Genomic DNA, 24,968 nt, shown 5'->3' on the forward strand with positions numbered 1-24,968 from the left:
AGATAGGCATGAAGAAGAGATTCAACCGGCAATGCCGATAATCTATAAAATTGATTAAGTCTTCGATCGATTAGTATCCGTCAGCTCCACACATCACTGTGCTTCCACCTCGAACCTATTGACCTCATCATCTTTGAGGGATCTTATAACCGAAGTTGGGAAATCTCATCTTGAGGGGGGCTTCATGCTTAGATGCTTTCAGCACTTATCCCGTCCATACATAGCTACCCAGCTATGCCGCTGGCGCGACAACTGGTACACCAGAGGTATGTCCATCCCGGTCCTCTCGTACTAAGGACAGCTCCTCTCAAATTTCCTACGCCCACGACGGATAGGGACCGAACTGTCTCACGACGTTCTGAACCCAGCTCGCGTACCGCTTTAATGGGCGAACAGCCCAACCCTTGGGACCGACTACAGCCCCAGGATGCGATGAGCCGACATCGAGGTGCCAAACCTCCCCGTCGATGTGAACTCTTGGGGGAGATAAGCCTGTTATCCCCGGGGTAGCTTTTATCCGTTGAGCGATGGCCCTTCCATGCGGAACCACCGGATCACTAAGTCCGTCTTTCGACCCTGCTCGACTTGTAGGTCTCGCAGTCAAGCTCCCTTGTGCCTTTACACTCTGCGAATGATTTCCAACCATTCTGAGGGAACCTTTGAGCGCCTCCGTTACTCTTTAGGAGGCGACCGCCCCAGTCAAACTGCCCGCCTGACACTGTCTCCCACCACGATAAGTGGTGCGGGTTAGAAAGTCAACACAGCCAGGGTAGTATCCCACCAGCGCCTCCACGTAAGCTGGCGCTCACGCTTCAAAGGCTCCTACCTATCCTGTACAAGCTGTGCCGAATTTCAATATCAGGCTGCAGTAAAGCTCCACGGGGTCTTTCCGTCCTGTCGCGGGTAACCTGCATCTTCACAGGTACTATGATTTCACCGAGTCTCTCGTTGAGACAGTGCCCAAATCGTTACGCCTTTCGTGCGGGTCGGAACTTACCCGACAAGGAATTTCGCTACCTTAGGACCGTTATAGTTACGGCCGCCGTTTACTGGGGCTTCAATTCGTAGCTTCGCAGATGCTAACCACTCCTTTTAACCTTCCAGCACCGGGCAGGCGTCAGCCCCTATACGTCACCTTACGGTTTTGCAGAGACCTGTGTTTTTGATAAACAGTCGCTTGGGCCTATTCACTGCGGCTCTTCAGGGCTTGCACCCTAAAAAGCACCCCTTCTCCCGAAGTTACGGGGTCATTTTGCCGAGTTCCTTAACGAGAGTTCGCTCGCTCACCTTAGAATTCTCATCTTGACTACCTGTGTCGGTTTGCGGTACGGGCACCTAATTTCTAACTAGAGGCTTTTCTTGGCAGTGTGAAATCAACGACTTCGCTACTATAATTTCGCTCCCCGTCACATCTCAACCTTGATGAGCACCGGATTTGCCTAATGCTCAGTCTTGATGCTTGGACGTACATAACCAACAGTACGATCGCCTATCCTTCTGCGTCCCCCCATCGTTCAAACAATCTTAGGTGGTACAGGAATATCTACCTGTTATCCATCGCCTACGCCTGTCGGCCTCGGCTTAGGTCCCGACTAACCCAGAGCGGACGAGCCTTCCTCTGGAAACCTTAGTCAATCGGTGGACGGGATTCTCACCCGTCTTTCGCTACTCACTCCGGCATTCTCACTTCCAAGCGCTCCACATGTCCTTGCGGTCATGCTTCGACGCCCTTGGAACGCTCTCCTACCATTGTCCGTAAGGACAATCCACAGCTTCGGTAATATGTTTAGCCCCGGTACATTTTCGGCGCAGCGTCACTCGACTAGTGAGCTATTACGCACTCTTTAAATGATGGCTGCTTCTAAGCCAACATCCTAGTTGTCTGGGCAACGCCACATCCTTTTCCACTTAACATATATTTTGGGACCTTAGCTGGTGGTCTGGGCTGTTTCCCTCTCGACTACGGACCTTATCACCCGCAGTCTGACTCCCGCATTAAATTATCTGGCATTCGGAGTTTGTCTGAATTCGGTAACCCGAGGGGGGCCCCTAGTCCAAACAGTGCTCTACCTCCAGTAATCATCATGCGAGGCTAGCCCTAAAGCTATTTCGGAGAGAACCAGCTATCTCCAGGTTCGATTGGAATTTCTCCGCTACCCACACCTCATCCGCTCACTTTTCAACGTAAGTCGGTTCGGTCCTCCATTCAGTGTTACCTGAACTTCAACCTGGACATGGGTAGATCACCTGGTTTCGGGTCTACGACCTGATACTCATTCGCCCTGTTCAGACTCGCTTTCGCTGCGGCTCCGCATCCACTGCTTAACCTTGCATCAAATCGTAACTCGCCGGATCATTCTACAAAAGGCACGCCATCACCCATTAACGGGCTCTGACTACTTGTAAGCACACGGTTTCAGGTTCTATTTCACTCCCCTTCCGGGGTGCTTTTCACCTTTCCCTCACGGTACTGGTTCACTATCGGTCACTAGAGAGTATTTAGCCTTGGGAGATGGTCCTCCCGGATTCCGACGGAATTCCACGTGTTCCGCCGTACTCAGGATCCACTCAGGAGGGAACAGCTTTTCGACTACAGGACCTTTACCTTCTCTGGTTGATTGTTCCAAAATCATTCGTCTAAACTGTTCTTTTGTAACTCCGTATTGAGTGTCCTACAACCCCAGAGTGCAGGCACTCTGGTTTGGGCTCTTCCCGTTTCGCTCGCCGCTACTCAGGGAATCGAGTTTTCTTTCTCTTCCTCCGGGTACTTAGATGTTTCAGTTCTCCGGGTGTGCCTTCTCATATGCTATGTATTCACATATGGATAACATGACATGACTCATGCTGGGTTTCCCCATTCGGAAATCTCTGGATCAAAGCTTACTTACAGCTCCCCAGAGCATATCGTCGTTAGTAACGTCCTTCATCGGCTTCTAGTGCCAAGGCATCCACCGTGCGCCCTTAATAACTTAATCTGTTATTAATAATGTGATGTCTGCATGAATGCAGACGCGCGATTTCAAGAATTCATAAAATGAACTCACTCGGTATTGCTTGGTAAAATCTTTTTCTTCTTCATTGCTTATCTAGTTTTCAAGGTACATTTTAAAATAATGGTGGGCCTAAATGGACTCGAACCATCGACCTCACGCTTATCAGGCGTGCGCTCTAACCAGCTGAGCTATAGGCCCATTTGAATGTATAAACATTCAAAACTGAATACAATATGTCAGACGTCAATTCCGAAGGAATCTCATGGATTCCTTTTCCGTATAATCCTTAGAAAGGAGGTGATCCAGCCGCACCTTCCGATACGGCTACCTTGTTACGACTTCACCCCAATCATCTGTCCCACCTTCGACGGCTAGCTCCTAAAAGGTTACTCCACCGGCTTCGGGTGTTACAAACTCTCGTGGTGTGACGGGCGGTGTGTACAAGACCCGGGAACGTATTCACCGTAGCATGCTGATCTACGATTACTAGCGATTCCAGCTTCATGTAGTCGAGTTGCAGACTACAATCCGAACTGAGAATGGTTTTATGGGATTTGCTTGACCTCGCGGTTTTGCTGCCCTTTGTACCATCCATTGTAGCACGTGTGTAGCCCAAATCATAAGGGGCATGATGATTTGACGTCATCCCCACCTTCCTCCGGTTTGTCACCGGCAGTCTCTCTAGAGTGCCCAACTGAATGATGGCAACTAAAGATAAGGGTTGCGCTCGTTGCGGGACTTAACCCAACATCTCACGACACGAGCTGACGACAACCATGCACCACCTGTCACTCTGTCCCCCGAAGGGGAACGCTCTGTCTCCAGAGTTGTCAGAGGATGTCAAGATTTGGTAAGGTTCTTCGCGTTGCTTCGAATTAAACCACATGCTCCACCGCTTGTGCGGGTCCCCGTCAATTCCTTTGAGTTTCAGTCTTGCGACCGTACTCCCCAGGCGGAGTGCTTAATGCGTTAGCTGCAGCACTGAGGGGCGGAAACCCCCCAACACTTAGCACTCATCGTTTACGGCGTGGACTACCAGGGTATCTAATCCTGTTTGATCCCCACGCTTTCGCACCTCAGCGTCAGTTACAGACCAGAGAGCCGCCTTCGCCACTGGTGTTCCTCCATATCTCTGCGCATTTCACCGCTACACATGGAATTCCACTCTCCTCTTCTGCACTCAAGTCTCCCAGTTTCCAATGACCCTCCCCGGTTGAGCCGGGGGCTTTCACATCAGACTTAAGAGACCGCCTACGCGCGCTTTACGCCCAATAATTCCGGATAACGCTTGCCACCTACGTATTACCGCGGCTGCTGGCACGTAGTTAGCCGTGGCTTTCTGGTAAGGTACCGTCAAGGTACGTTCAGTTACTAACGTACTTGTTCTTCCCTTACAACAGAGTTTTACGATCCGAAAACCTTCTTCACTCACGCGGCGTTGCTCCGTCAGACTTTCGTCCATTGCGGAAGATTCCCTACTGCTGCCTCCCGTAGGAGTCTGGGCCGTGTCTCAGTCCCAGTGTGGCCGATCACCCTCTCAGGTCGGCTACGCATCGTCGCCTTGGTGAGCCGTTACCTCACCAACTAGCTAATGCGCCGCGGGTCCATCTATAAGTGACAGCCGAAACCGTCTTTCACTGTTTCACCATGAGGTGAAACATATTATCCGGTATTAGCTCCGGTTTCCCGAAGTTATCCCAGTCTTATAGGTAGGTTACCCACGTGTTACTCACCCGTCCGCCGCTGACTTCAAGGAGTGCAAGCACCCCGTCTGTCCGCTCGACTTGCATGTATTAGGCACGCCGCCAGCGTTCATCCTGAGCCAGGATCAAACTCTCCATAATAGTTTGTTTGATAAAAGCTCTTTGATTGGTTGAGCCAATCACTCTTCAGCAAGTACTTAAAGTACTCAAATTATTGGAATTAACGTTGACATATTGTCATTCAGTTTTCAATGTTCAGTATCATCAAATAATGGTGGAGACTAGCGGGATCGAACCGCTGACCTCCTGCGTGCAAAGCAGGCGCTCTCCCAGCTGAGCTAAGCCCCCATCTATTGAAGTAAGTCGGGAAGACAGGATTCGAACCTGCGACCCCTTGGTCCCAAACCAAGTGCTCTACCAAGCTGAGCTACTTCCCGTTGATAAAAATAATGGCGCGCCCGAGAGGAGTCGAACCCCTAACCTCTTGATCCGTAGTCAAACGCTCTATCCAATTGAGCTACGGGCGCTGATTAATTTGAATGGTGCCGAGGACCGGAATCGAACCGGTACGGTAATCACTTACCGCAGGATTTTAAGTCCTGTGCGTCTGCCAGTTCCGCCACCCCGGCTAGTGAATCAGTATAATTAAAATGGAGCGAAAGACGGGATTCGAACCCGCGACCCCAACCTTGGCAAGGTTGTATTCTACCACTGAACTACTTTCGCTAATATGGTGCGGATGAAGGGAGTCGAACCCCCACGCCCGTGAAGGCGCTAGATCCTGATTCTAGTGCGTCTGCCAGTTCCGCCACACCCGCAAAATAAATGAGCCATAGAGGATTCGAACCTCTGACCCTTTGATTAAAAGTCAAATGCTCTACCAACTGAGCTAATGGCTCAAGCTAGAAATGGTGCCGGAAAAAGGACTTGAACCCTCAACCTACTGATTACAAGTCAGTTGCTCTACCAGTTGAGCTATTCCGGCATAATAAAATGGTGGAGGATGACGGGATCGAACCGCCGACCCTCTGCTTGTAAGGCAGATGCTCTCCCAGCTGAGCTAATCCTCCATAATGATTCTGCCCGGCAACGTCCTACTCTCACGGGACGTCAGTCCAACTACCATCGGCGCTAAAGAGCTTAACTTCTGTGTTCGGTATGGGAACAGGTGTGACCTCTTTGCCATCGTCACCAGACAAAAATCGAATACTTATTAAGTATAAAGATTTCATTTTGTTTTTGCAACAGTAAATTTTACACTTGCTTAACAATTGAAATCATTGTTTGATTCACAGTCGATTGTTATGTCACAAGCGACTTTTTTATATTACATGATTGCAAGATTGATGTCAACGGTTTTCCTTAACAAAATCTATAAAAATTGCCCGGCCTTGTCAGCCGGACATTCATTTATTACTTTTGTCTCATATAAGGGAATAATAACACGTCTCTAATAGATGGTGAATCAGTTAACAGCATGACTAAACGGTCGATACCGATGCCGAGTCCACCTGTAGGCGGCATCCCGTATTCCAGTGCTTCAATGAAATCATCATCCATCTCGTGTGCTTCGTCGTTTCCTTCTTCTTTCTCTACCATCTGTGCTTCAAAACGCTGACGCTGGTCGATCGGGTCATTCAATTCAGTGAAGGCATTCGCATGTTCGCGACGAACAATGAACAGCTCGAATCGATCTGTAAAGCGTTTGTCTTCTGGATTCTGCTTAGCAAGCGGAGAGATTTCTACCGGATGACCATAGATGAATGTCGGTTGAACGAGCTGCTCTTCGACTTTCTGTTCGAAAAATTCATTCAGAATATGACCGTATTTCATATTAGGTTTCACATCAATACCATGTTCTTTGGCCAATTGATGCGCTTCTTCATCTGATGAAACCTCATAGAAGTTCACACCTGTATATTCTTTTACCGCATCAACCATATGCCATCTGCGCCAGTTCGGTGCAAGGTTAATTTCTTCACCGTTGTAAGTGACGGTAGTAGAGCCAGTAACCTGCTCAGCGATATGAGCAATCAAAGATTCTGTTAAATCCATAATATCATTATAGTCAGCATACGCTTCGTACAATTCAATCATTGTGAATTCCGGGTTATGACGCGTAGATATTCCTTCGTTACGGAAAACACGGCCGATTTCGTATACTTTTTCAAGGCCGCCGACAATCAGACGTTTTAGATGAAGTTCAATGGCAATACGCATATATAGTGTCATATCAAGAGCATTATGATGTGTAACGAATGGTTTCGCTGCAGCACCACCTGCAATCGCGTGCATCATCGGTGTTTCTACTTCAAGGAAACCTTTTTGATTCAAGTAATTGCGCATCTCTTGAATGATACGGCTGCGTGTAATAAATGTCTGTGTTGATTCATCACTTGTGATTAAGTCGAGGTAACGTTGACGGTAGCGCTGTTCAACATCCTGCAGGCCGTGGAATTTATCAGGTAACGGACGCAGTGCTTTAGCGAGCATTTTAAATGATGTCGCTTTAACAGATAATTCACCTGTATTTGTTTTGAACATAACACCTTCGATGCCGACGATATCGCCTAGATCGGCATTGTTCCATAAGTCAAACTGTTCATCACCAATTTGATCTTTACGCACATAGATTTGGATCTGTCCTGTCAAATCTTTGACGTGTGCAAACCCTGCTTTACCTTTGCCGCGCTTTGTCATAATCCGTCCAGCAATTTTTGTATGTGATTCTTCTTCTTTGTCATGCAGTTCTTCTTTAGAGAATTGATCCCATTCTGCAGCGAGACTTGCTGCTGTTCCAGTTCTCTCAAATTTCTGACCGAATGGATCGATACCGAGGTCCAGCAGATCCTGCATTTTTTGGCGGCGGACCAGCATCTGGTCGTTTAATTCTTCTGTCATGGTTACACTCCTTCAGCTACTTTTTCTTCTTCCAGCACATTTTTTTCGAACGTTCTTAGTATATCAACTAATTCATCGCGTGTCTCGGCTGCATTGATTAATTTGCGGGCTTTACCGTTGCCTTTGACGCCTTTTAAATACCATGAAGCATGCTTGCGCATCTCCATGACCGCAATCTTTTCACCTTTCAGATGAATCAGACGGTCCAAATGCAGAATTGCGACGTCCATCTTCTCAGTGATAGAAGGTTCCGGTTTTAATTCACCTGTCTCCAGGTAGTGCACAGTCCGGTAAATCATCCAAGGATTGCCGAGTGCTTCGCGGCCGATCATTACAGCATCAACACCTGTTTCATCCAGCATTTTCTTGGCCAGTTCAGGAGAAGTCACATCACCATTACCAACGACAGGAATTGACACCGCTTCTTTAACTTGTTTGATGACATTCCAGTCGGCATGACCTTCGTACATCTGTACTCGTGTACGTCCATGGACTGCAATCGCTGCCGCTCCTGCTTTTTCAATCATCTTTGCATTTTCAACCGCATAAATATGGTCATCATCCCAGCCGATACGCATCTTCACCGTTACTGGTTTTGATACGGCTTCTACAACTGCAGAGACCATCTCATAAATTTTAGGTGGATCAAGCAGCCATCTTGCTCCTGCTTCACACTTGATGATCTTTGATACAGGACAGCCCATATTGATATCGATAATATCAGCTGTTGTATTCTGATCGACATATTTAGCTGCTTCTACAAGCGTCTCTTTTTCGCCACCGAAAATCTGCAGTGACAACGGTCGCTCGTTCTCATCAATATAGAGCATCTTCATTGTTTTTTCATTGTTGAAAAGAATCGCTTTATCGCTGACCATTTCTGCACAGACCAGTCCTGCACCGAATTCTTTCACTGTCAATCTGAATGCTGCGTTACAAACACCTGCCATTGGTGCTAGAACCACTTTGTTATTAATTTCAATATCGCCTATTTTCCACATAATTATAGCCTCACTTATAGTTTCCTAACTTCCGGGTCGTCATACACGAGTTCACTTATTTTCTGCTGTGCTAAAGGATGGACAGCATCTGGTGCAATTTCATTCAAAGGTATTAATACAAAGCTGCGGTCCAGCATATACGGATGCGGTACCTGCAGCGTAGGTTCGTCAATGACCTGATCTTCCACTAATAGAATATCCAGATCAATCGTCCGAGGTCCCCAGTGGATTTTACGGACGCGTGCCAGCTGCTGTTCAATCGATTGACATACAGCAAGAACCTGCTGTGCAGTCAATGATGTATTAAGCGTGACGCACAGATTATAGAAATCATCCTGTGCCACACCGCCGACAGGTACCGTCTCATAGATGGAAGAGGTTTTAACGATCCGGATGCATTCAGTGTCACTTAACAATTCCACTGCTCGTTCAAGCTGCTGCCGTCTGTTGCCGATATTACTGCCAAGACTCAAGTAAATAGTAGTCATTATACTACCTCACACGATGGATTTCAATCCCTACGCTGTCATAATGACCGACAATCGGAGGATTTTCCTTAGTTATTCTGATGGTTAACGCCACTACACGATTATAGTGAGCAAACAGCTTTTTGGCAATACGTCCGGCGACATGTTCCAGCAGTTGAGAAGGTTCTTTCATTTCTTCTTCGATGATATGAAAGACTTCGCCGTAGTTGACCGTAGTGTCGAGCGCATCTGTTTCAGACGCTTCAGTAAGGTCAAGCGACAATTCAGTATCGACTACAAAGATCTGTCCGAGTTTGTTCTCTTCCTCAAAAACACCGTGATAAGCATAGAATTTCATTCCATGCAAAAATATTTTATCCATGAATTATCCTCGCAATCCGTCAGCGACACGCGCCACTTTTTTATTCATCGCTACATTGTGAACACGTACCGCATGTACACCCTTTGTAATTCCCCATACTGTTGTAGCAGCAGTACCTTCGTCTCTTGCGTCAGCCGGCAGACCGTCATCAAGTAATTCCTTGACCATACGCTTTCGGCTAGTTGCGAGCAGTACTTTGTAGCCGAGACTGCAAAGTTCATCAAGTCGTCTCATGACTTCGATTTCCTGTGCTCTTGATTTAGCAAAACCGATGCCTGGATCCAACCATATATCTTCGTGCTTGATGCCAGCGTGTTGTGCGCGCTCTGCCTGCTGCAATAAATCCTCAGTGATTGCTGCCATAACATCTCCTGTGATTTCTCTGTCGTCATTATGCATGAGAAATATTTTCGCCCGATGTTTAGCAACTACGTCAAACATCGCACGATCATATTTTCCTGCCCATTGATCATTGACGAAGTCTGCTCCTGCCTTAAGGGCTGCATCAGCCACTTCACTTCTAAATGTATCGACAGAGAGCAGCACATCCAATGACTGGAGTGCTTCAATTACAGGAATGACGCGGTCGAGTTCTTCCGTCACAGTGATTTCCTGATGCCCCGGTCGCGTAGAATATCCGCCGACATCCACTATATCCACACCTTGCTGCATCATCTCTTCCACCCGTTGAACCGCACGCGCTACTGAATTGTATTGACCGCCGTCAGAAAATGAATCCGGCGTGACATTAAGAATACCCATTATCAACGTTTCCATTTGTACCTCTTGTACCTCCTGTATGCTCCACATTCCTATCTATTATAGCAAATAAAAAAGCTATCTCATGACAAGATAGCTTGATCAATATGTTATTTGCCGAGTTCTGCGTACAATGCTGTAGACAAGTAACGCTCACCGTTACTTGGCAGGATGGCAACGACATTTTTACCTGCACCCAGTTCTACTGCTTTTTGAATAGCAGCATATACGGCAGCACCAGATGAAATACCACCTAGTATTCCTTCTTCACGCGCTACTTTGCGGCTTGTTTCCATCGCATCATCATTAGATACTTGTGTGATTGATTGATAGACGTTAGTGTTCAGTGTGTCAGGAACAAATCCTGCACCGATTCCTTGGATTTTGTGAGGACCCGGTTGACCACCGCTCAAGACTGGTGAATCAGTCGGCTCAACGGCAACAATATGAACGTCAGGATGGCTTTCTTTAATGACTTCTCCTGCACCGGTAATTGTACCCCCTGTCCCAATACCCGCTACAAAAGCATCGATTGTCAAGCCTTCCATAGCCGCTACGATTTCAGGACCAGTTGTTTTTCTATGAACTTCTGGATTTGCCATATTTTCAAACTGCTGCGGCATGAAGTAACCTTTTTCATCACGCAGTTCGTTTGCTTTTGCAATAGCACCCTTCATTCCTTCAGCGCCCGGTGTCAACACGAGTTCAGCGCCGTAAGCACGCAATAATGTACGACGTTCCTGACTCATTGTATCAGGCATTACTAATACTGCTCTGTAACCTTTAGCCGCTGCAACCATCGCGAGACCAATTCCTGTATTACCGGAAGTCGGTTCAATAATTGTATCACCCGGCTGTAATTTGCCGTCTTGTTCTGCTGCATTGATCATTGCAATCGCAATACGGTCTTTAACTGATGAACCCGGGTTCTGATATTCCAGTTTCACATAAACATCTGCTGCCCCTTCAGGAACAACACGGTTCAGTTTGACAATCGGTGTATCTCCAATTACTTCCGTAATATTGTTAACTCGTTTAGCCATGATTCGATCTCCTCCAAAGCCTAGTATTGTTATCGGATTAATTATATCAGCTGAAACCCACCACTTCAAAATTATTGCTTTAGCGCTTCCAATTCTTCTTCAGAGAAATAATATTTCTCACGACAGAAGTGACAGTCAACTTCAGCTCCGTGATCTTCTTTGATCATGCTGTCAATCTCTGCATTGCCGAGTCCTTTAATGGCTGTGCTGAATTTTTCTTTGCCACAGTTACATTTAAATTCAACCGGCATACGGTCAATGATACGAATATTATCTTCTCCAAGTACTTCTTCAAGCAGCTGCTCAGGAGACAGTCCTTTGTCAATCAACAGGGAAACCGGCTGCATGTCACCGATACGCTGTTCAATCGCACTGATAGTTTCTTCTGATGCGCCCGGCATTAACTGGATGATAAATCCGCCGGCTGCTTTGATTGTATTATCCGGATTGACGAGTACACCTAGACCGACAGCTGACGGGACCTGCTCACTTGTCACAAAATAATATGTGAAGTCTTCTCCGAGTTCGCCTGAGACAATCGGCGTAGAACCCGTAAAGAAATCTCTCATTCCAATATCTTTGACGACATTTAATGAGCCGGTCGTACCGACAGCGCGGCGGACATCCAGCTTGCCGTGCTCATTCAAATCAAAGTGTGTCTGTGGATTCGTCACATAGCCGCGCACTTCTCCTTTGCCGTTTGCATCAACAATGATCTGTCCGATCGGTCCCCCGCCGTTAATCGTGATGGTCAGCTTCTCTTCGTTCTTCAGCATAGAGCCCATCATGATGCCTGCTGTCATGGAACGTCCCAGTGCTGCAGACGCGGTCGGCCATGTGTAATGCCTCGTCTGTGCTTCCTGTACTGCATTTGTCGAACGGACGCTGAATGCGCGCACTTCATCATTGAACGCAAGCGCTCTTACTAAATAGTCTTCCATAGTCATTCTCCTTTAAAAAATCCCTTTCTTCCTGTCAGACAGTGAGAAAGGGATAGAAATTTAAAATTCATCTTTATCCAGACGGTCAACTTTTCGTTCAGGCTGGTTGCTGCTTTGGTCCTGAACATCGTCACCCTCTTCTAATTCTTTTTTGACTTCTTCGTATGATGAGCCGATTTTGTCATCAGCATCATCTACATCTGTAATGGTCACTCTGTCATCACTATGTTGAACGGTCACTCTGTCATCTGACTTCACTGTCGGATGATAGAGATGTGAATCATCATAGCTTACTTCAGGCAGTGTCCCGTTGCGGAACAAGCTTTCGATCTGATTGGCCACAAGTGTTTCTTCAACGAGTAACGTTCTTGCAATCAGATCGAGTTGTTCACGGTGTTCAGTCAAGATTTCGCGACAGCGCTCATACGCTTCTTTGATAATACGCTGTATTTCAAGGTCGATTTCGTAGGCAATCTGATCGGAATAATTCGGCTCAGAATGCATATCACGGCCTAAGAACACTTCGCCGCCTTGTGTATTACCGAATTGAAGGGGTCCAAGTTTATCACTCATACCATATTCAGTAACCATTTGACGCGCAATTCCTGTAGCACGCTGGAAGTCGTTATGAGCACCAGTAGATACTTCGCCGAATGTAATTTCTTCTGCGACACGACCGCCGAGCAGTCCGACAATCTTATCCAGCAGTTCCGGCTTCGTCATGAAATAACGGTCCTGCTTCGGTAACATCATTGCGTAACCACCGGCCTGGCCGCGCGGTACGATTGTCACTTTATGAACCATCTCTGCTTCATCAAGTACTTTACCGATGACTGTATGACCTGCTTCATGCCATGCGACAATATTGCGTTCTTTCTCTGAGATGACACGTGATTTCTTAGCTGGACCTGCAATGACTCGGTCCGTTGCTTCATCGATGTCACGCATATCGATTTTCGTTTTACCTTGACGGGCAGCGACTAATGCGGCTTCGTTCAATAGGTTTTCGAGATCGGCACCAGAGAAACCTGGTGTGCGCTGACTAAGTGCCTTGATATCTACTGTTTCATCAAGTGGTTTGTTGCGCGCATGTACTCTCAGTACCGCTTCACGTCCTTTGACATCTGGACGACCCACTTGAATCTGTCTGTCAAAACGACCTGGACGAAGTAGCGCCGGGTCTAGAATGTCAGGACGGTTAGTTGCAGCAATCATAATGATGCCTTCATTTTCACCGAAACCATCCATTTCAACAAGTAACTGGTTGAGTGTCTGCTCACGCTCATCATGACCGCCGCCGACACCTGCACCACGCTGACGACCAACTGCATCGATTTCATCGATGAAGATGATACATGGGGCATTTTTCTTTGCGTTTTCGAACAAGTCGCGGACACGGCTCGCACCGACACCGACGAACATTTCGACGAAGTCAGAACCACTGATAGAGAAGAACGGTACGCCTGCTTCTCCTGCTACAGCGCGGGCAAGTAACGTTTTACCTGTCCCTGGAGGGCCGACTAACAGTACCCCTTTAGGAATACGAGCACCCATTTTTTTGAACTTGCGATTGTCTTTTAGGAAATCAACAATTTCTACAAGTTCCTGTTTCTCTTCGTCTGCACCTGCAACATCTGTAAATCTTACTTTTTTCTTTTTGTCGTCGTACAGTTTTGCTTTAGATTTACCGAAGTTCATCACACGGCCACCGCCGCCGCCACCTTGTGACTGTGACAAGAAGAAGATAAAGAAGAAGGCAAGCAGTAATAACGGGATTAATGTTGAGAGCATACCTAAGAAGACATTCTGTTTCTCAGCAGGTTTAATAGTAAAGTCCATTTCACCTTTATTGGCTTCTGCAATATCTGTAATTCTTTCTAGATCTTTCTCGTTATTGTAAAGTACGACAGATGTAAATGTTTCATTTTTGTCTGCACCTTTTAGTTTACCATTGACTAAATAAACTTCCTGAGCCGGTTGTAACGTCAATTCTTCCACGTTACCTTTTTCCAGTTCGGTCATTAATTTTGTATATGTGATTGGTTTTGGCAGGGCGCCGTTACCATTAATCCAAGAAAATACACCAAAAATGACGATGCCGAATAAAGCGACCATCAGAATATTACGAAAGGCCTTTTGCATTCACGTTATCCTCCTAATTCATATGTAAAGCTAAAAAAATTCTATCATACTTAATCGCTATCAAGCTACTAATTGCACTTCAAAAATCAAAAATAGTCAAACTCAGTCAGATTTCTATTATTTAGCGTAAATTTCTTCTTTGAGAAGGCCGATATAAGGTAGGTTTCTATATTTCTCCTGATAGTCAAGACCATAGCCTACTACGAAATCATCAGGAATTTTTTCTCCCACATATTTCGCTTGAATATCAACTTTGCGACGTGATGGTTTATCGAGAAGCGTCACAATTTCGATAGAATTTGCTTTGCGGTATTTCAACAGATCGATAATAGAGTTAAGTGTCGTACCCGTTTCAAGAATGTCTTCGATAATGATGACATCACGGTTCTCAACTGATGTTCCCAGATCTTTAAGGATTTTCACTTCTCCCGTGCTTTCCGTACCACCGTGATAACTTGATACGTCCATAAAGTCAATTTCGACATGTGTATCGATATGTTTGATCAAGTCTGTCATAAACAAGACAGACCCTTTCAGTATACCGACACATAGCGGCAATTTACCGTTATAATCTTCAGTCAGTTGTTTACCTAGTCTGTTGCAGGCTGCTTCAATCTGTTCCTCTGTCAATACGATGCTTCCGATATCATTATGCATGTTGTTCTTCTCCTTTAATTATCAATATGTCGTGTATAGGGTGGTGCGCACGTTTTAACGTGCCGACTGCTACAATGCTTCCTTCTATTTCTACAATCGGCAGCCTGATTCTTTCAGAATCCGGCACCTTGTCATTGATCATGATGCGATTAACCTTCTGGTGATGATTGCCAACCTTTATTTTATCATGAGGCTGCGGCAGTCTGACAATAATTATTTGATCAGTTGGAGAGGTCAGTTCAATTTCATAATCATTGAATAAGTATTTCCCAGGTGATTGAATCTCCAAATAATCATCCAGCGGCTGGACACGGTGTACCATCAATTTATCATATGCAATTTCAATATTCCATTGTGAAGTCACAGAGAAACTGACCTGCACAGTATCCGACGCTGCAACCCGGATAATTTCATCAAGGTAGCTGAGCGCCAGTGGTTCGTGTTCACTTGACTCAATCAGCTGGACTAATAAGGCGCGTTTCACTAAGTGATTCAGCTGGTTGAACGCCTCTCTCGCCCAGCGGTACCCCCGCTTTGTTTCAGTCACAGCACGGCTGAAGTCCAAAACGTTCAGTGCAATCAGTTCCAGCACATCTGCATGCCAGTCAGCAAAATCAATCAATGCATCGGATGACAGCTGGTCGATGGCATCTATAGTCGGCAGCAGTTCGTGACGAATCGCATTGCGTGCGTATTTTGTGCTGCTGTTCGATGCGTCTTCCATGTAGGGAATAGCATGAGTTTCAGCATAGGCACGTAATGCCGACTTACTGACATCTTTCAGCGGCCTGCACAATTGATAGCTGCTCCGCTTGTCATCTGTAATCCCTAGCGGCTGCATATAGAAGCGGCGCGTCAACAGACGAAAGGCTATCGTTTCCAGCTGATCGCCCCGATGGTGAGCCGTCAGCAGAACATCCAGTCGCTGATCGGTCATCACTTGATCAAAAAACTGATAGCGGTAATCACGGGCTGCCTGCTGGATACTTTTATCGGCATCAAAGTAGCCGGATGGAATCTGCGATGTATAGCAGGGAATGCCATAAGTTGCTGCATAATGCTCAATCATCTGCTGTTCCACTGCTGATTCGGCGCGCAGCCCATGATTGACGTGCACGATTGATAATGTTTTGAATGTCCCGGACGTTCTCACCTGATCGAGCAGGACCATAGAGTCAACGCCGCCTGATACAGCAACCGCTACATGCTGCTCAGCATTCCAGCAACAATTCATTGTCAGCCCTCCTTCAAATAACAAAAAGATTGTCCGCAGACAATCTTTCTGACAATCTATTAACGTTTAGAACCTTTACCACCACGACGTGACTCAGTCTGACGTTTAATTGAAGTTAGTCGATCTTCACTATCCTTCAGGAAGTTGGACAGTTTCTTCTCAAAATCCTCAGGCTTTTTCTCCTGCTGTGGTGCTCTCTGAGGTCTTGGTCTTTCTTTTGCTTTTTTTATAGAAAGGCTGATTTTGCCGTCAGTACCTATAGTTAATACTTTGACTTCTACTTCCTGACCTAGTTCGAGGTGATCTGCAACATTTTCAACGTAACTATCTGCTACTTCACTAATATGCACAAGACCACTTTTTCCTTCAGGCAACTCCACAAATGCACCGAAATTTTTAATGCCTGTGACTTTACCTTTTAACTTACTTCCAACTTCAATTGACATATGTTTAATGAATCCTCCCAGATTTTTTTCCTATCTTTATTATATGACTGATTCCTTTAAATGACAACCAGCTTCATTAGTTTTCTGAATGTTTACTCTTCGTCAGCTTTTTTACCGTTGTCCTCATCAGGTATCTTGAATATGATTTCTCCGTCATTGCTCAGGAAATATTCACTGCGTGCTATTTTAGTAATATATTCTTTGTTGTTTAACTGCTTCAACTTTTCTTTTAAGGCAATTTCTTTGTCCTTCAGCTGAGCGAGTTCTTCTGTTTTAGCATCCTGAGCTTGTTTCAATTCTTTATTCTGCTGCAGCTGGACAATCAGCAATATTGTCAGAAATAGCAAGATGGCCACCAGCACGCCGCCGAATACTGACATTCTCTTTCTGACGACACGGCTGGACTTCACTTTGATCCGGTTCTGCTTCGTGTAGTCGTTGTTAATATTTTTAACTTTACGCGCCATCTTGATTCCCCCTATTCAAGCATAGAATTAACTTTCTCTTCTTTTTTCACTTCAAACATCTGCTTTGCGTTGTCTTTAGTAGCATGTTCTGACAATGCCGTCACTTCGACAGTAATGATACGCTGTCCGAGTTTAACTACCAGTTCATCGCCGATATTGACATTGGATGATGCTTTTGCAACGTTACCGTTGATAGTAATACGTCCCTGGTCACTCACTTCTTTAGCAAGTGTCCGTCGTTTGATCAACCGTGATACTTTCAAATATTTATCGAGTCTCATTCTATATCTCCTTTATCGCTTGTTCTATCGGTATGCCTTGCTGCATGCGTTCATAGATGGCTGCCACAACGTCAGCAAACACTTTTTCTGCTTTGAATTCCCGAGGCTGTTTGCCTTCTTTACGCTTTTCTGCTTCCCATATGACGTTCAGCTCTTCTATCGTGCTGATTTGTTCTGCACCAAAGACATGGGGATGTCGACGAATCATCTTGTCAGTAATTGACGTCACTACTTCTCTGACATCAAACATTTCTTCTTTTTCTGCTATAGCTGCATGGAAGACTACCTGCAGTAGAATATCGCCGAGCTCCTCAATGATATTGTCGATATCATCTGCATCAATCGCGGCCATCAGTTCATAGCTTTCTTCAATCAAATACCGTTTCAATGATTGATGGGTCTGTTTCTGATCCCACGGGCAGCCATTCGGACCTACGAGTGTTGTCATTACTTCAACTAAAGTACTAAATTCACCATTCAGGCCGTCACCGGTCACTGGTGGAATGAACAAACTTGTCAGATTGGATTCTTGGAATTCATGGTCTAATTCATATAGCGGCACGTGTTGATAAGTTGCAGCCGCACCGCGTGCACCAGTGATAATGACAACAGGATGATCCTCAGGATATTTTGTCATCAGAGAAATTTTCAGGTCACCTGCAACGATTTGGTTGTACACTTGTGTCACAATCAGTGCGTTTCTGATATTGACGCGATTCGTCTCAAACTGTGTTGCATCAAGCAGCTGAAAGCCATCATTAGGATCGTAACCCGCTGCGGTGAACAAATCATCGATAAAACTCTTTCCGCCTTTGACGGTCACGTTCACATCATCGCGTTTCAGCAGCAGCTGAGTGGTCGTCTCAGCAACCATCGGGTGTCCTGGTACGGCATAGACCACCGGCTGATGACGACTTGCCTCAACAAGCTGCTCAACAATATCTTCATATACCGCTTCGAACTGATCGTGACGTTCATATGTCTCGTCGAAGCTGTGCCAATTGACGTCCGGCAGTTCATCAATCACTGGATGTTTTAACGTTCTGACATATACTTTTTTCGTTTTGTTAAGGAGTTGATAAATACCGAACGGCAGTTCATCGAGTCCGTAGTTTCCGAGTCCAATTACAGTAATAGCGTTCATCTTGTATCCCTTCATTCTTTCATCAAATCAATGACCTTATCGCCGAACGGCAAATAAGTCCACTCCTGCTTCGTCAGCAGCTTCCATTTCGTCAGTGTTGTTATTACTATCATAACCCCTAAGGCGACACCTATCAAGGAAACTACTAGTGCACTGACTCTTGTTGCAGCAGGAATCAGGCAGACGATCTGCAGAGCTGCACTCATCGTGATAAGGACGATGACCCATTTAATGATGAACGACCGCATGGTTAACGTATAGCGTTTGTGAATACTACTGTGCAGCAAGCAAGTATAGACAGCAAGGCCGCTCACTGTTGCCACTGCTGCGCCGAACACATCAAATTGCGTGACGAGAATGATGTTCAATACTATTTTCACAATGAGCCCTGCTGCTACCCCGAGTGCTTGAATCATATATTGTTCAGTTACCTGCAGCATCGCGGTGTACATAATGATAAGCGAAACAAAGATAATCGCCAGCATATAGACACCGAGCGCTGCTGCTTCACGTGTATCTTCAAACAACAACAAATTAAACGGCCTGATTAAATTCATTAATCCGACAGCTGCTGCACTGCTGAATATGATGGTGATTTTAAGAGCTGAACGCGCATAGTCATTCATCAACGTATAATCTTTGCTGGTTCGACTGGCTGCAAGGAGAGGGATGAGAACGAGTGAAAACGATGTCGTCACGATCAGCCCCATTTGAATGAGTGACGACCCGCGGTCATAGATACCTTTTAGTACCCGCGCCTCTTCAATGGCTAAGCCGGACTGTTTCAATCCGTTAAGTACCGTAAAACTATCGACGACCTGCCAGAGAATCATGATGAGATAACTGAGCGAATAGAAGAGTGTCAATACAAAGAACCGCTTGAATTCTGCAGCGGATAGCCATCCCCTGCCTGATATTTTCAGCTGCCTGCCATACTTCAAGTAAAGCCATGCACCGGAAATGCCCAAAAATGATCCGAAAATACTGAGCATACCGCTCTCATAAATCGTAAATCCTTTAGTGAACAGGAAGATTGCTATTAAAATGGTCGCTACTCTCAGCAGCTGATCAATCAACTGCGACACAGCAATCGTCCGCATCTCATTATCAGCCTGCAGTCTTCCCCGGACAACGGCGACAAAGCTGAACGGCAGGAGCACAAGTGCTGCTGCTTTGAACATGCCGCTTAACTGGACATCTCCCATCAATGTGGTCACGCCATCACTGAAGACAACTAAGATGACCAGCACCAGCAGACTGATCATGCGCAGTACATTGACTAATTTTCCTGGGAAATTCTTATCCTGCTGCTGACTGATGACGCTTGGTATCGCATTGAGACTGAGTACTGAGACGATTGCAATGACCGGATAGACTTGCTGGTAAGCATACAGCCCGGCATCACCGAGGACATTTTGATAAGGAACGCGGTATACTGCACTCAAAACTTTGACAAGAAACATTGTTATCGTCAGCACGATGACCGTACTGAAGACACCCTCATTCTTCTTCATCAATTTTCAAGCTTCCTTGTATCACATCTGTCAATTGAACAAGAGACTGCAGCCAGTTGCCGCGCTTTTTAAGGACCAGTTTCATCTTGTTTTCTGACACACTGATGGTCAATTCACGACCGAATGATTCTGTATCTTTGAACAGCTTCGCACCGTCAACTTTTGCAGTCGATGCTTCAGAAACCATTATTTCGATTTCTTTTCCTGTTTCTTTTACACGAACGATACCGAACATCAAGGCATTGATTCTGACCTTAACGATTTTAAGAAGTCGATCGACTTCTACAGGATAATCACCGTATCTATCAGTCAGTTCGTCCTGAACATCCATCAGTTCCTGTTCGGTCTCAATTGAGCGTAGTTTTTTGTAGAACTCAATTTTCGCTTGTTCTTCACGTATGTACTCAGCTGGAATGTAAGCATCGACCTGCACATCGATTTCGATGTCAGGCACTTCTTCCTTCACTTCAATGCCTCGTTTTTCATTGACTGCCTGCTGAAGCATTTCAGAGTACAAGTCGTAACCGACTGCATCAATGAAACCATGCTGCTGACGACCGAGCAGGTTACCTGCGCCGCGGATATTCAAGTCCCGCATCGCTATCTTAAATCCAGAACCGAGCTCGGTGAATTCCTTGATGGCCTGCAGCCGCTGCTCGGCGACTTCTGTCAGCACTTTGTTGGGCGCATGCAGAAAATAAGCATAGCTGATTCTGTTGCTTCGGCCTACACGTCCGCGCAGCTGATACAACTGACTTAAACCGAATTTATCGGCGTCTTCAATAATGAGCGTATTGGCATTCGGTACATCAACACCCGTTTCGATAATGGTCGTCGTTACAAGAACGTCGTATTCTCCGTTAATAAACGCGAGCATCGTTTCTTCCAGTTCACGCTCCGACATCTGTCCATGCGCGACCGCAATACGGGCAGATGGCAGCATCATCTCTAACTGCTCAGCTTTTTGATAGATCGTCTGCACCCGGTTGTATAAATAAAAGACCTGGCCGTTACGAGCAAGCTCCCGGTCCATCGCTTCCTTGATGAAGTTCTGCTGGTACTCAAGCACATATGTCTGCACTGGGAAGCGGTTTTCCGGCGGCGTTTCAATGACTGACAAGTCACGGACGCCGAGCAGACTCATATGAAGTGTTCTTGGAATAGGTGTTGCAGTCAGTGTCAGAACATCGACATTCGTTTTCAGTGCTTTAATCTTCTCTTTATGGGTAACACCAAAACGCTGTTCTTCATCGACAATCAATAATCCTAAGTCCTTATAGACGACATCTTTACTGAGTAGTTTGTGTGTACCGATCACGATATCAACGAATCCAGACTTCAGCCCTTCTTTCGTCTGCTTGATTTCCTTTGCCATTCTGAAGCGGCTCATCATCTGCACTTCAACCGGAAAATCCTGTATTCGTTCAATGAATGTTTCGTAGTGCTGCTGCGCAAGAATTGTCGTCGGTACAAGGAAAGCAACTTGCTTACCATCCATCACTGCTTTGAAGGCTGCACGAACGGCAACTTCCGTCTTACCATAACCGACATCCCCACATAACAGGCGGTCCATCGGTTTTGGTTTTTCCATATCTTCTTTGATTTCAGCGAGCGAGCGCACTTGATCTTCTGTTGGTTCATAGGGGAAATCCATCTCGAAGTTTTCTTGTTCTTCCGTATCCGGGCCAAACTGATAACCTTGCACACGTTCCCGTTCCTGATACAACTTCAGCAGTTCATCTGCGATATCATTGACACTCTGCTGGACCCGGGCTTTTGTTTTCTTCCATTCAGTTCCACCGAGCTTATTCAGTTTAGGTTCTTTTTCCTCTGAGCCGACAAATTTCTGAACATACGACATCTGATCGACAGGAACAAACAACTGGTCTGTACCTTTGTACTGAATTTTGATGTAATCTTTGTGGATGTTGTTGACGAGCAGTGTCTCAACGCCCATATAACGGCCGACACCGTGATGCACATGAACGATATAGTCTCCAATATTCAGTTCTTGATAGGACTTGATCTTCTCTGCGTTCGATAACTTCTTCTGCGTCCGTCTCGGCTTCTCTTTGCGGAGTTTGAACAACTCTCTTTCAGTGATTACAGCAAGCTTCATGAACGGCAGCTCGAAGCCTTCAGACAAATCCCCTTCAGTAATTAATGCAACACCCGTCTCTTCTGTCACTCGATCGACAGCAACCGGCAGCTGCATATCGACCAGCATATCTTTTATTTTTTTCTTACGGGTTGGGTTAGAAGCGAGTACTACCATGGTGTATCCTTGTTTTTTGAATCGATCAAACTCTGAGAACATTAAATCATATTGGCCGTAGAACTGCTGAACCGGTTTACATGAGAATTTGACGAGCTCTTCAATCGCTACTGGCATCGTTGCTGTAAAGAGCGTAAAGAAGGCAGTCTTATAACGGTTCAGCAGTTGATTGAACGCAGCCTCTTTGATGAAGCTCTGACCAATAAATCCGCGGCCTGATTCAATAAGTGACGTCTGAAATTCTTCAATTTCGCGTGTCACTGCAAGCTCCGATTCCTTGATACGATTGTACTCGTCAACAACAACAATCGCATCATCAGTCAAATAATCGACGATTGTCGTTTCAATCGGATAAGCAAACTTAATAGCTCGACGTAAAATATTATGATCGAGCAGTTCTGTCGTATGCATCATCAATGAATCATATGTTTCATGCAGCGTTTCAGCCGCTTCTTTCGATACTTTCTTCTCAGTCTTTTCCAGCGCTTGTTTGAGTTCCTGCTGAATGCGTGCAATCTGCTCTGAATTGAAGATGAACTCGCTCGCTGACGTAATATCGACTGATTCAATATTGTCTTCTGACCGCTGACTGTCCGCATCAAAGTGACGAAGTGCATCAATTTCAGTGTCGAAGAGTTCCATCCGGACAGGCCGGCCGATCATGGGAAAAATATCAACGAGGCCGCCCCGGACAGAAAACTCACCCACGGTCGTCACGCGGTTACGTCTCATATAACCCATATCGATAAGCTGCTGTTGTAATTCTGCTAGATCAAGATCTTCTCCTAGCTTCAATGTCAGAACATGAGCACCGAACAACTGCTTCGGTGTGACTAATTTTTTAAGTCCGTTAATAGGTACGATAAATAACCCAGGTCGTCCAGTGATTAGATGGGACAAGGTTCTTATACGTTCACTCATTAAATCCGGGCTCTTTGTCGAAAACTCTTCAATCATAATATCTTGAACAGGGTACTTAAATAATTCGTCCGCTGACAGCAGCTGGGATAAATCAGATTCAAGCCGCTCTGCCTGATACAGGCTGCTCGTTACAATCATCATCTGTCTGCCGGCAGCGATATACTGCTCTGCAATCATAGTTGCTTTCGCAGAAGGGTTCAAACCAGTGATTAACAAGTTTTTCCTGCCGAATATACTGCTTAATTCATTAAATCGTTCATCCTGGCTTAAAATTTTAGTTATTATAGTTCTCAATTGACATCACCATTATATTGATTCATTATATTTTCGAAACGCTCCTGTGTAAGAAATGTCTCACACGCTTCCACTGTCCGGTCAATGACACGGTCCATCACTATCATCTCATCGTCTGTGAATCGCTGCAGCACGAAGTTCGGCACACTCATGCGTCCGTTCGGGCGTCCGATACCAATTCGAATCCGTTTGAATTGATCAGTCCCTAAATGCTGTATCATTGATCGAATACCGTTGTGACCACCTGCTGAACCTTTTTGTCTGAGCCGCAGTCTTCCAGGCGGCATATCAAGATCATCATACAATACTAATAAATCTTCCAGTGCTACTTTGTAATAGTCCATCAGTGGTCTTACCGCTTCACCAGATAAGTTCATATATGTCATTGGTTCAATCAGCAGTACTTTTTCGCCGTTAATCATAGCGACTGTATACAAACCATTGAATTTTTGCTTATCTAGTTCGATATGGTGTTTTTTTGCGAGTTCATCGACCACCATAAAGCCGATATTATGCCTTGTCCCATCATATTTACGCCCGATATTACCGAGCCCTACGATACACTTCATAACAGCCTCCTACCATTAATCCTAATATAAAGAGTTTACCATTTTTCGATAACCGTGAAAAATAAAGAAATCAACTGTCTCATCCATAAAGAAAAACGCCCCGGCGCTGCCAGGGCGTTTAAAAATTACTTGTTATTCTGATTTTTCTTCGCTGTTTTCTTCAGTTGCCTCAGTGTTTTCAGCTGCTTCGCCTTCAACAGCTTCTGTTTCATCGCCTTCTTCAGCTTCGACTGTTGGTGGTACAACAGATACTACTGTTTCGTCATCTTCATTGTTAATAGTGAAGTTTCTACCTGTACGTAAGTCAGCAACTGAAATCGTATCACCGATGTTCAATGATGTCACATCTACTTCGATTGTTTCAGGAATCTCGTCTGGTGTTGCTGTGACTGATACTGTATAGAGTGGTTGTTGTACAACGCCGCCTTCAGCAGCGCCGGCAGCTTCTCCTGTTAATGTCACTGTAACATCAACTGTCAATTCTGCTTTCATATTGATTGCTAAGAAATCAATGTGAGTGATTTGATTTTTAAGTGGATTTACTTGATAATCAGATACCATTACTTTGACTGGCTGAGAATCGACCTCTAATTCGATAACACCGTTACGTCCAACTTCGCGGATGACTTTAACGAAATCCTTTTCTACAACATGTACTGATGTATTTTCAGCACCATAACCATAGACGACTGCAGGAATATTTCCTTCGTTTCTCAATTGGTTTAATACTGATTTTGTCTGTTTACCTTCACGAGTTACTGATTTTAATGATGTCATAATATTATTTCATCCTTTCGACTGCGCTCCGTAAGCGCTCCTACACCTGCCCATCAG

General features: G+C 45.5%; 18 protein-coding genes, 10 tRNA genes and 3 rRNA genes. All 31 read right to left on the reverse strand.

The window, feature by feature from the left end:
- Positions 1–50: 50 nt before the first annotated feature.
- Positions 51–2,975 (reverse strand): 23S ribosomal RNA (locus tag AC3IPL_RS10160).
- 139 nt (positions 2,976–3,114) lie between these two features.
- Positions 3,115–3,191 (reverse strand) — tRNA-Ile (locus AC3IPL_RS10165).
- Between the two features lie 92 nt (positions 3,192–3,283).
- Positions 3,284–4,837, reverse strand: a 16S ribosomal RNA gene (locus AC3IPL_RS10170).
- Between the two features lie 131 nt (positions 4,838–4,968).
- Positions 4,969–5,044: transfer RNA gene (locus tag AC3IPL_RS10175), tRNA-Ala, on the reverse strand.
- A 15-nt stretch (positions 5,045–5,059) separates the two neighbouring features.
- Positions 5,060–5,133, reverse strand: a tRNA-Pro gene (locus tag AC3IPL_RS10180).
- A 13-nt stretch (positions 5,134–5,146) separates the two neighbouring features.
- Positions 5,147–5,223 (reverse strand) — tRNA-Arg (locus tag AC3IPL_RS10185).
- 13 nt (positions 5,224–5,236) lie between these two features.
- Positions 5,237–5,325, reverse strand: a tRNA-Leu gene (locus AC3IPL_RS10190).
- A gap of 22 nt (positions 5,326–5,347) precedes the next feature.
- Positions 5,348–5,422 (reverse strand) — tRNA-Gly (locus AC3IPL_RS10195).
- Positions 5,423–5,427: 5 nt separating this feature from the next.
- Positions 5,428–5,514, reverse strand: a tRNA-Leu gene (locus AC3IPL_RS10200).
- An 8-nt stretch (positions 5,515–5,522) separates the two neighbouring features.
- Positions 5,523–5,595: transfer RNA gene (locus AC3IPL_RS10205), tRNA-Lys, on the reverse strand.
- A gap of 10 nt (positions 5,596–5,605) precedes the next feature.
- Positions 5,606–5,681, reverse strand: a tRNA-Thr gene (locus AC3IPL_RS10210).
- A 9-nt stretch (positions 5,682–5,690) separates the two neighbouring features.
- Positions 5,691–5,766 (reverse strand) — tRNA-Val (locus tag AC3IPL_RS10215).
- An 11-nt stretch (positions 5,767–5,777) separates the two neighbouring features.
- Positions 5,778–5,892, reverse strand: a 5S ribosomal RNA gene (gene rrf / locus AC3IPL_RS10220).
- The 16S, 23S and 5S rRNA genes sit together here with 10 tRNA genes alongside, the layout of an rRNA operon.
- A 217-nt stretch (positions 5,893–6,109) precedes the next feature.
- Positions 6,110–7,597, reverse strand: coding sequence for a lysine--tRNA ligase (gene lysS, locus AC3IPL_RS10225; RefSeq protein ID WP_489240938.1), 1,488 nt, complete (start codon positions 7,595–7,597; stop codon positions 6,110–6,112).
- Between the two features lie 2 nt (positions 7,598–7,599).
- Positions 7,600–8,598 (reverse strand): tRNA dihydrouridine synthase DusB, encoded by a 999-nt coding sequence (gene dusB, locus AC3IPL_RS10230; protein ID WP_489240939.1) that lies wholly within the window; start codon positions 8,596–8,598, stop codon positions 7,600–7,602.
- A 14-nt stretch (positions 8,599–8,612) separates the two neighbouring features.
- Positions 8,613–9,086 (reverse strand): 2-amino-4-hydroxy-6-hydroxymethyldihydropteridine diphosphokinase, encoded by a 474-nt coding sequence (gene folK, locus AC3IPL_RS10235; protein WP_489240940.1) that lies wholly within the window; start codon positions 9,084–9,086, stop codon positions 8,613–8,615.
- A 4-nt stretch (positions 9,087–9,090) separates the two neighbouring features.
- On the reverse strand, positions 9,091–9,447 hold the full coding sequence (gene folB / locus AC3IPL_RS10240; protein ID WP_489240941.1) for a dihydroneopterin aldolase: 357 nt from the start codon (positions 9,445–9,447) through the stop codon (positions 9,091–9,093).
- 3 nt (positions 9,448–9,450) lie between these two features.
- Positions 9,451–10,224, reverse strand: a complete 774-nt coding sequence (gene folP, locus AC3IPL_RS10245) for a dihydropteroate synthase (protein ID WP_489240942.1) — start codon at positions 10,222–10,224, stop codon at positions 9,451–9,453.
- A gap of 92 nt (positions 10,225–10,316) precedes the next feature.
- Complete coding sequence (cysK, locus tag AC3IPL_RS10250; protein WP_489240943.1) at positions 10,317–11,249, reverse strand: cysteine synthase A; 933 nt, start codon at positions 11,247–11,249, stop codon at positions 10,317–10,319.
- Positions 11,250–11,320: 71 nt separating this feature from the next.
- Entirely contained in the window at positions 11,321–12,190 is an 870-nt protein-coding gene (gene hslO / locus AC3IPL_RS10255) for an Hsp33 family molecular chaperone HslO (protein ID WP_489240944.1), read from the reverse strand.
- Positions 12,191–12,250: 60 nt separating this feature from the next.
- A complete protein-coding gene (gene ftsH / locus AC3IPL_RS10260; RefSeq protein WP_489240945.1) occupies positions 12,251–14,332 on the reverse strand; it encodes an ATP-dependent zinc metalloprotease FtsH in 2,082 nt (693 codons plus the stop codon).
- 117 nt (positions 14,333–14,449) lie between these two features.
- Positions 14,450–14,989 (reverse strand): hypoxanthine phosphoribosyltransferase, encoded by a 540-nt coding sequence (gene hpt / locus AC3IPL_RS10265; RefSeq protein ID WP_489240946.1) that lies wholly within the window; start codon positions 14,987–14,989, stop codon positions 14,450–14,452.
- Positions 14,982–16,223: a tRNA lysidine(34) synthetase TilS gene (tilS, locus tag AC3IPL_RS10270; RefSeq protein WP_489240947.1), complete on the reverse strand. Its 1,242-nt coding sequence runs from the start codon at positions 16,221–16,223 to the stop codon at positions 14,982–14,984. Before tilS ends, hpt begins: the two co-directional genes overlap by 8 nt.
- A 59-nt stretch (positions 16,224–16,282) precedes the next feature.
- Positions 16,283–16,669, reverse strand: a complete 387-nt coding sequence (locus tag AC3IPL_RS10275) for a S1 domain-containing RNA-binding protein (RefSeq protein WP_489240948.1) — start codon at positions 16,667–16,669, stop codon at positions 16,283–16,285.
- Positions 16,670–16,761: 92 nt separating this feature from the next.
- Positions 16,762–17,136, reverse strand: coding sequence for an FtsB family cell division protein (locus AC3IPL_RS10280; protein ID WP_489240949.1), 375 nt, complete (start codon positions 17,134–17,136; stop codon positions 16,762–16,764).
- 11 nt (positions 17,137–17,147) lie between these two features.
- Positions 17,148–17,417 (reverse strand): RNA-binding S4 domain-containing protein, encoded by a 270-nt coding sequence (locus tag AC3IPL_RS10285; protein ID WP_489240950.1) that lies wholly within the window; start codon positions 17,415–17,417, stop codon positions 17,148–17,150.
- A gap of 1 nt (position 17,418) precedes the next feature.
- Complete coding sequence (locus AC3IPL_RS10290) at positions 17,419–18,561, reverse strand: MazG nucleotide pyrophosphohydrolase domain-containing protein (RefSeq protein ID WP_489240951.1); 1,143 nt, start codon at positions 18,559–18,561, stop codon at positions 17,419–17,421.
- Positions 18,562–18,572: 11 nt separating this feature from the next.
- The gene (locus tag AC3IPL_RS10295; RefSeq protein WP_489240952.1) at positions 18,573–20,075 is read right to left on the reverse strand and encodes an oligosaccharide flippase family protein; all 1,503 of its coding nucleotides are present in this window, start codon (positions 20,073–20,075) and stop codon (positions 18,573–18,575) included.
- Positions 20,062–23,565 (reverse strand): transcription-repair coupling factor, encoded by a 3,504-nt coding sequence (mfd, locus tag AC3IPL_RS10300; RefSeq protein WP_489240953.1) that lies wholly within the window; start codon positions 23,563–23,565, stop codon positions 20,062–20,064. Before mfd ends, AC3IPL_RS10295 begins: the two co-directional genes overlap by 14 nt.
- Complete coding sequence (pth, locus tag AC3IPL_RS10305; protein ID WP_489240954.1) at positions 23,562–24,134, reverse strand: aminoacyl-tRNA hydrolase; 573 nt, start codon at positions 24,132–24,134, stop codon at positions 23,562–23,564. The genes mfd and pth overlap by 4 nt, the downstream gene beginning before the upstream one ends.
- Before the next feature lie 132 nt (positions 24,135–24,266).
- The gene (locus AC3IPL_RS10310) at positions 24,267–24,911 is read right to left on the reverse strand and encodes a 50S ribosomal protein L25/general stress protein Ctc (protein ID WP_489240955.1); all 645 of its coding nucleotides are present in this window, start codon (positions 24,909–24,911) and stop codon (positions 24,267–24,269) included.
- Between the last annotated feature and the right edge of the window lie 57 nt (positions 24,912–24,968).

This window comes from Macrococcus sp. GL_134 (assembly GCF_057834705.1).

Excerpts from the sequence above, each read along its gene's own strand:
- tilS (WP_489240947.1), bottom strand. The coding sequence starts at position 16,223 with ATGAATTGTTGCTGGAATGCTGAGCAGCATGTAGCGGTTGCTGTATCA.
- folP (WP_489240942.1), bottom strand. The coding sequence starts at position 10,224 with ATGGAAACGTTGATAATGGGTATTCTTAATGTCACGCCGGATTCATTT.
- AC3IPL_RS10285 (WP_489240950.1), bottom strand. The coding sequence starts at position 17,417 with ATGAGACTCGATAAATATTTGAAAGTATCACGGTTGATCAAACGACGG.
- dusB (WP_489240939.1), bottom strand. The coding sequence starts at position 8,598 with ATGTGGAAAATAGGCGATATTGAAATTAATAACAAAGTGGTTCTAGCA.
- AC3IPL_RS10295 (WP_489240952.1), bottom strand. The coding sequence starts at position 20,075 with ATGAAGAAGAATGAGGGTGTCTTCAGTACGGTCATCGTGCTGACGATA.
- AC3IPL_RS10275 (WP_489240948.1), bottom strand. The coding sequence starts at position 16,669 with ATGTCAATTGAAGTTGGAAGTAAGTTAAAAGGTAAAGTCACAGGCATT.
- cysK (WP_489240943.1), bottom strand. The coding sequence starts at position 11,249 with ATGGCTAAACGAGTTAACAATATTACGGAAGTAATTGGAGATACACCG.
- lysS (WP_489240938.1), bottom strand. The coding sequence starts at position 7,597 with ATGACAGAAGAATTAAACGACCAGATGCTGGTCCGCCGCCAAAAAATG.
- pth (WP_489240954.1), bottom strand. The coding sequence starts at position 24,134 with ATGAAGTGTATCGTAGGGCTCGGTAATATCGGGCGTAAATATGATGGG.
- AC3IPL_RS10310 (WP_489240955.1), bottom strand. The coding sequence starts at position 24,911 with ATGACATCATTAAAATCAGTAACTCGTGAAGGTAAACAGACAAAATCA.
- folB (WP_489240941.1), bottom strand. The coding sequence starts at position 9,447 with ATGGATAAAATATTTTTGCATGGAATGAAATTCTATGCTTATCACGGT.
- AC3IPL_RS10280 (WP_489240949.1), bottom strand. The coding sequence starts at position 17,136 with ATGGCGCGTAAAGTTAAAAATATTAACAACGACTACACGAAGCAGAAC.
- ftsH (WP_489240945.1), bottom strand. The coding sequence starts at position 14,332 with ATGCAAAAGGCCTTTCGTAATATTCTGATGGTCGCTTTATTCGGCATC.
- AC3IPL_RS10290 (WP_489240951.1), bottom strand. The coding sequence starts at position 18,561 with ATGAACGCTATTACTGTAATTGGACTCGGAAACTACGGACTCGATGAA.
- folK (WP_489240940.1), bottom strand. The coding sequence starts at position 9,086 with ATGACTACTATTTACTTGAGTCTTGGCAGTAATATCGGCAACAGACGG.
- hslO (WP_489240944.1), bottom strand. The coding sequence starts at position 12,190 with ATGGAAGACTATTTAGTAAGAGCGCTTGCGTTCAATGATGAAGTGCGC.
- hpt (WP_489240946.1), bottom strand. The coding sequence starts at position 14,989 with ATGCATAATGATATCGGAAGCATCGTATTGACAGAGGAACAGATTGAA.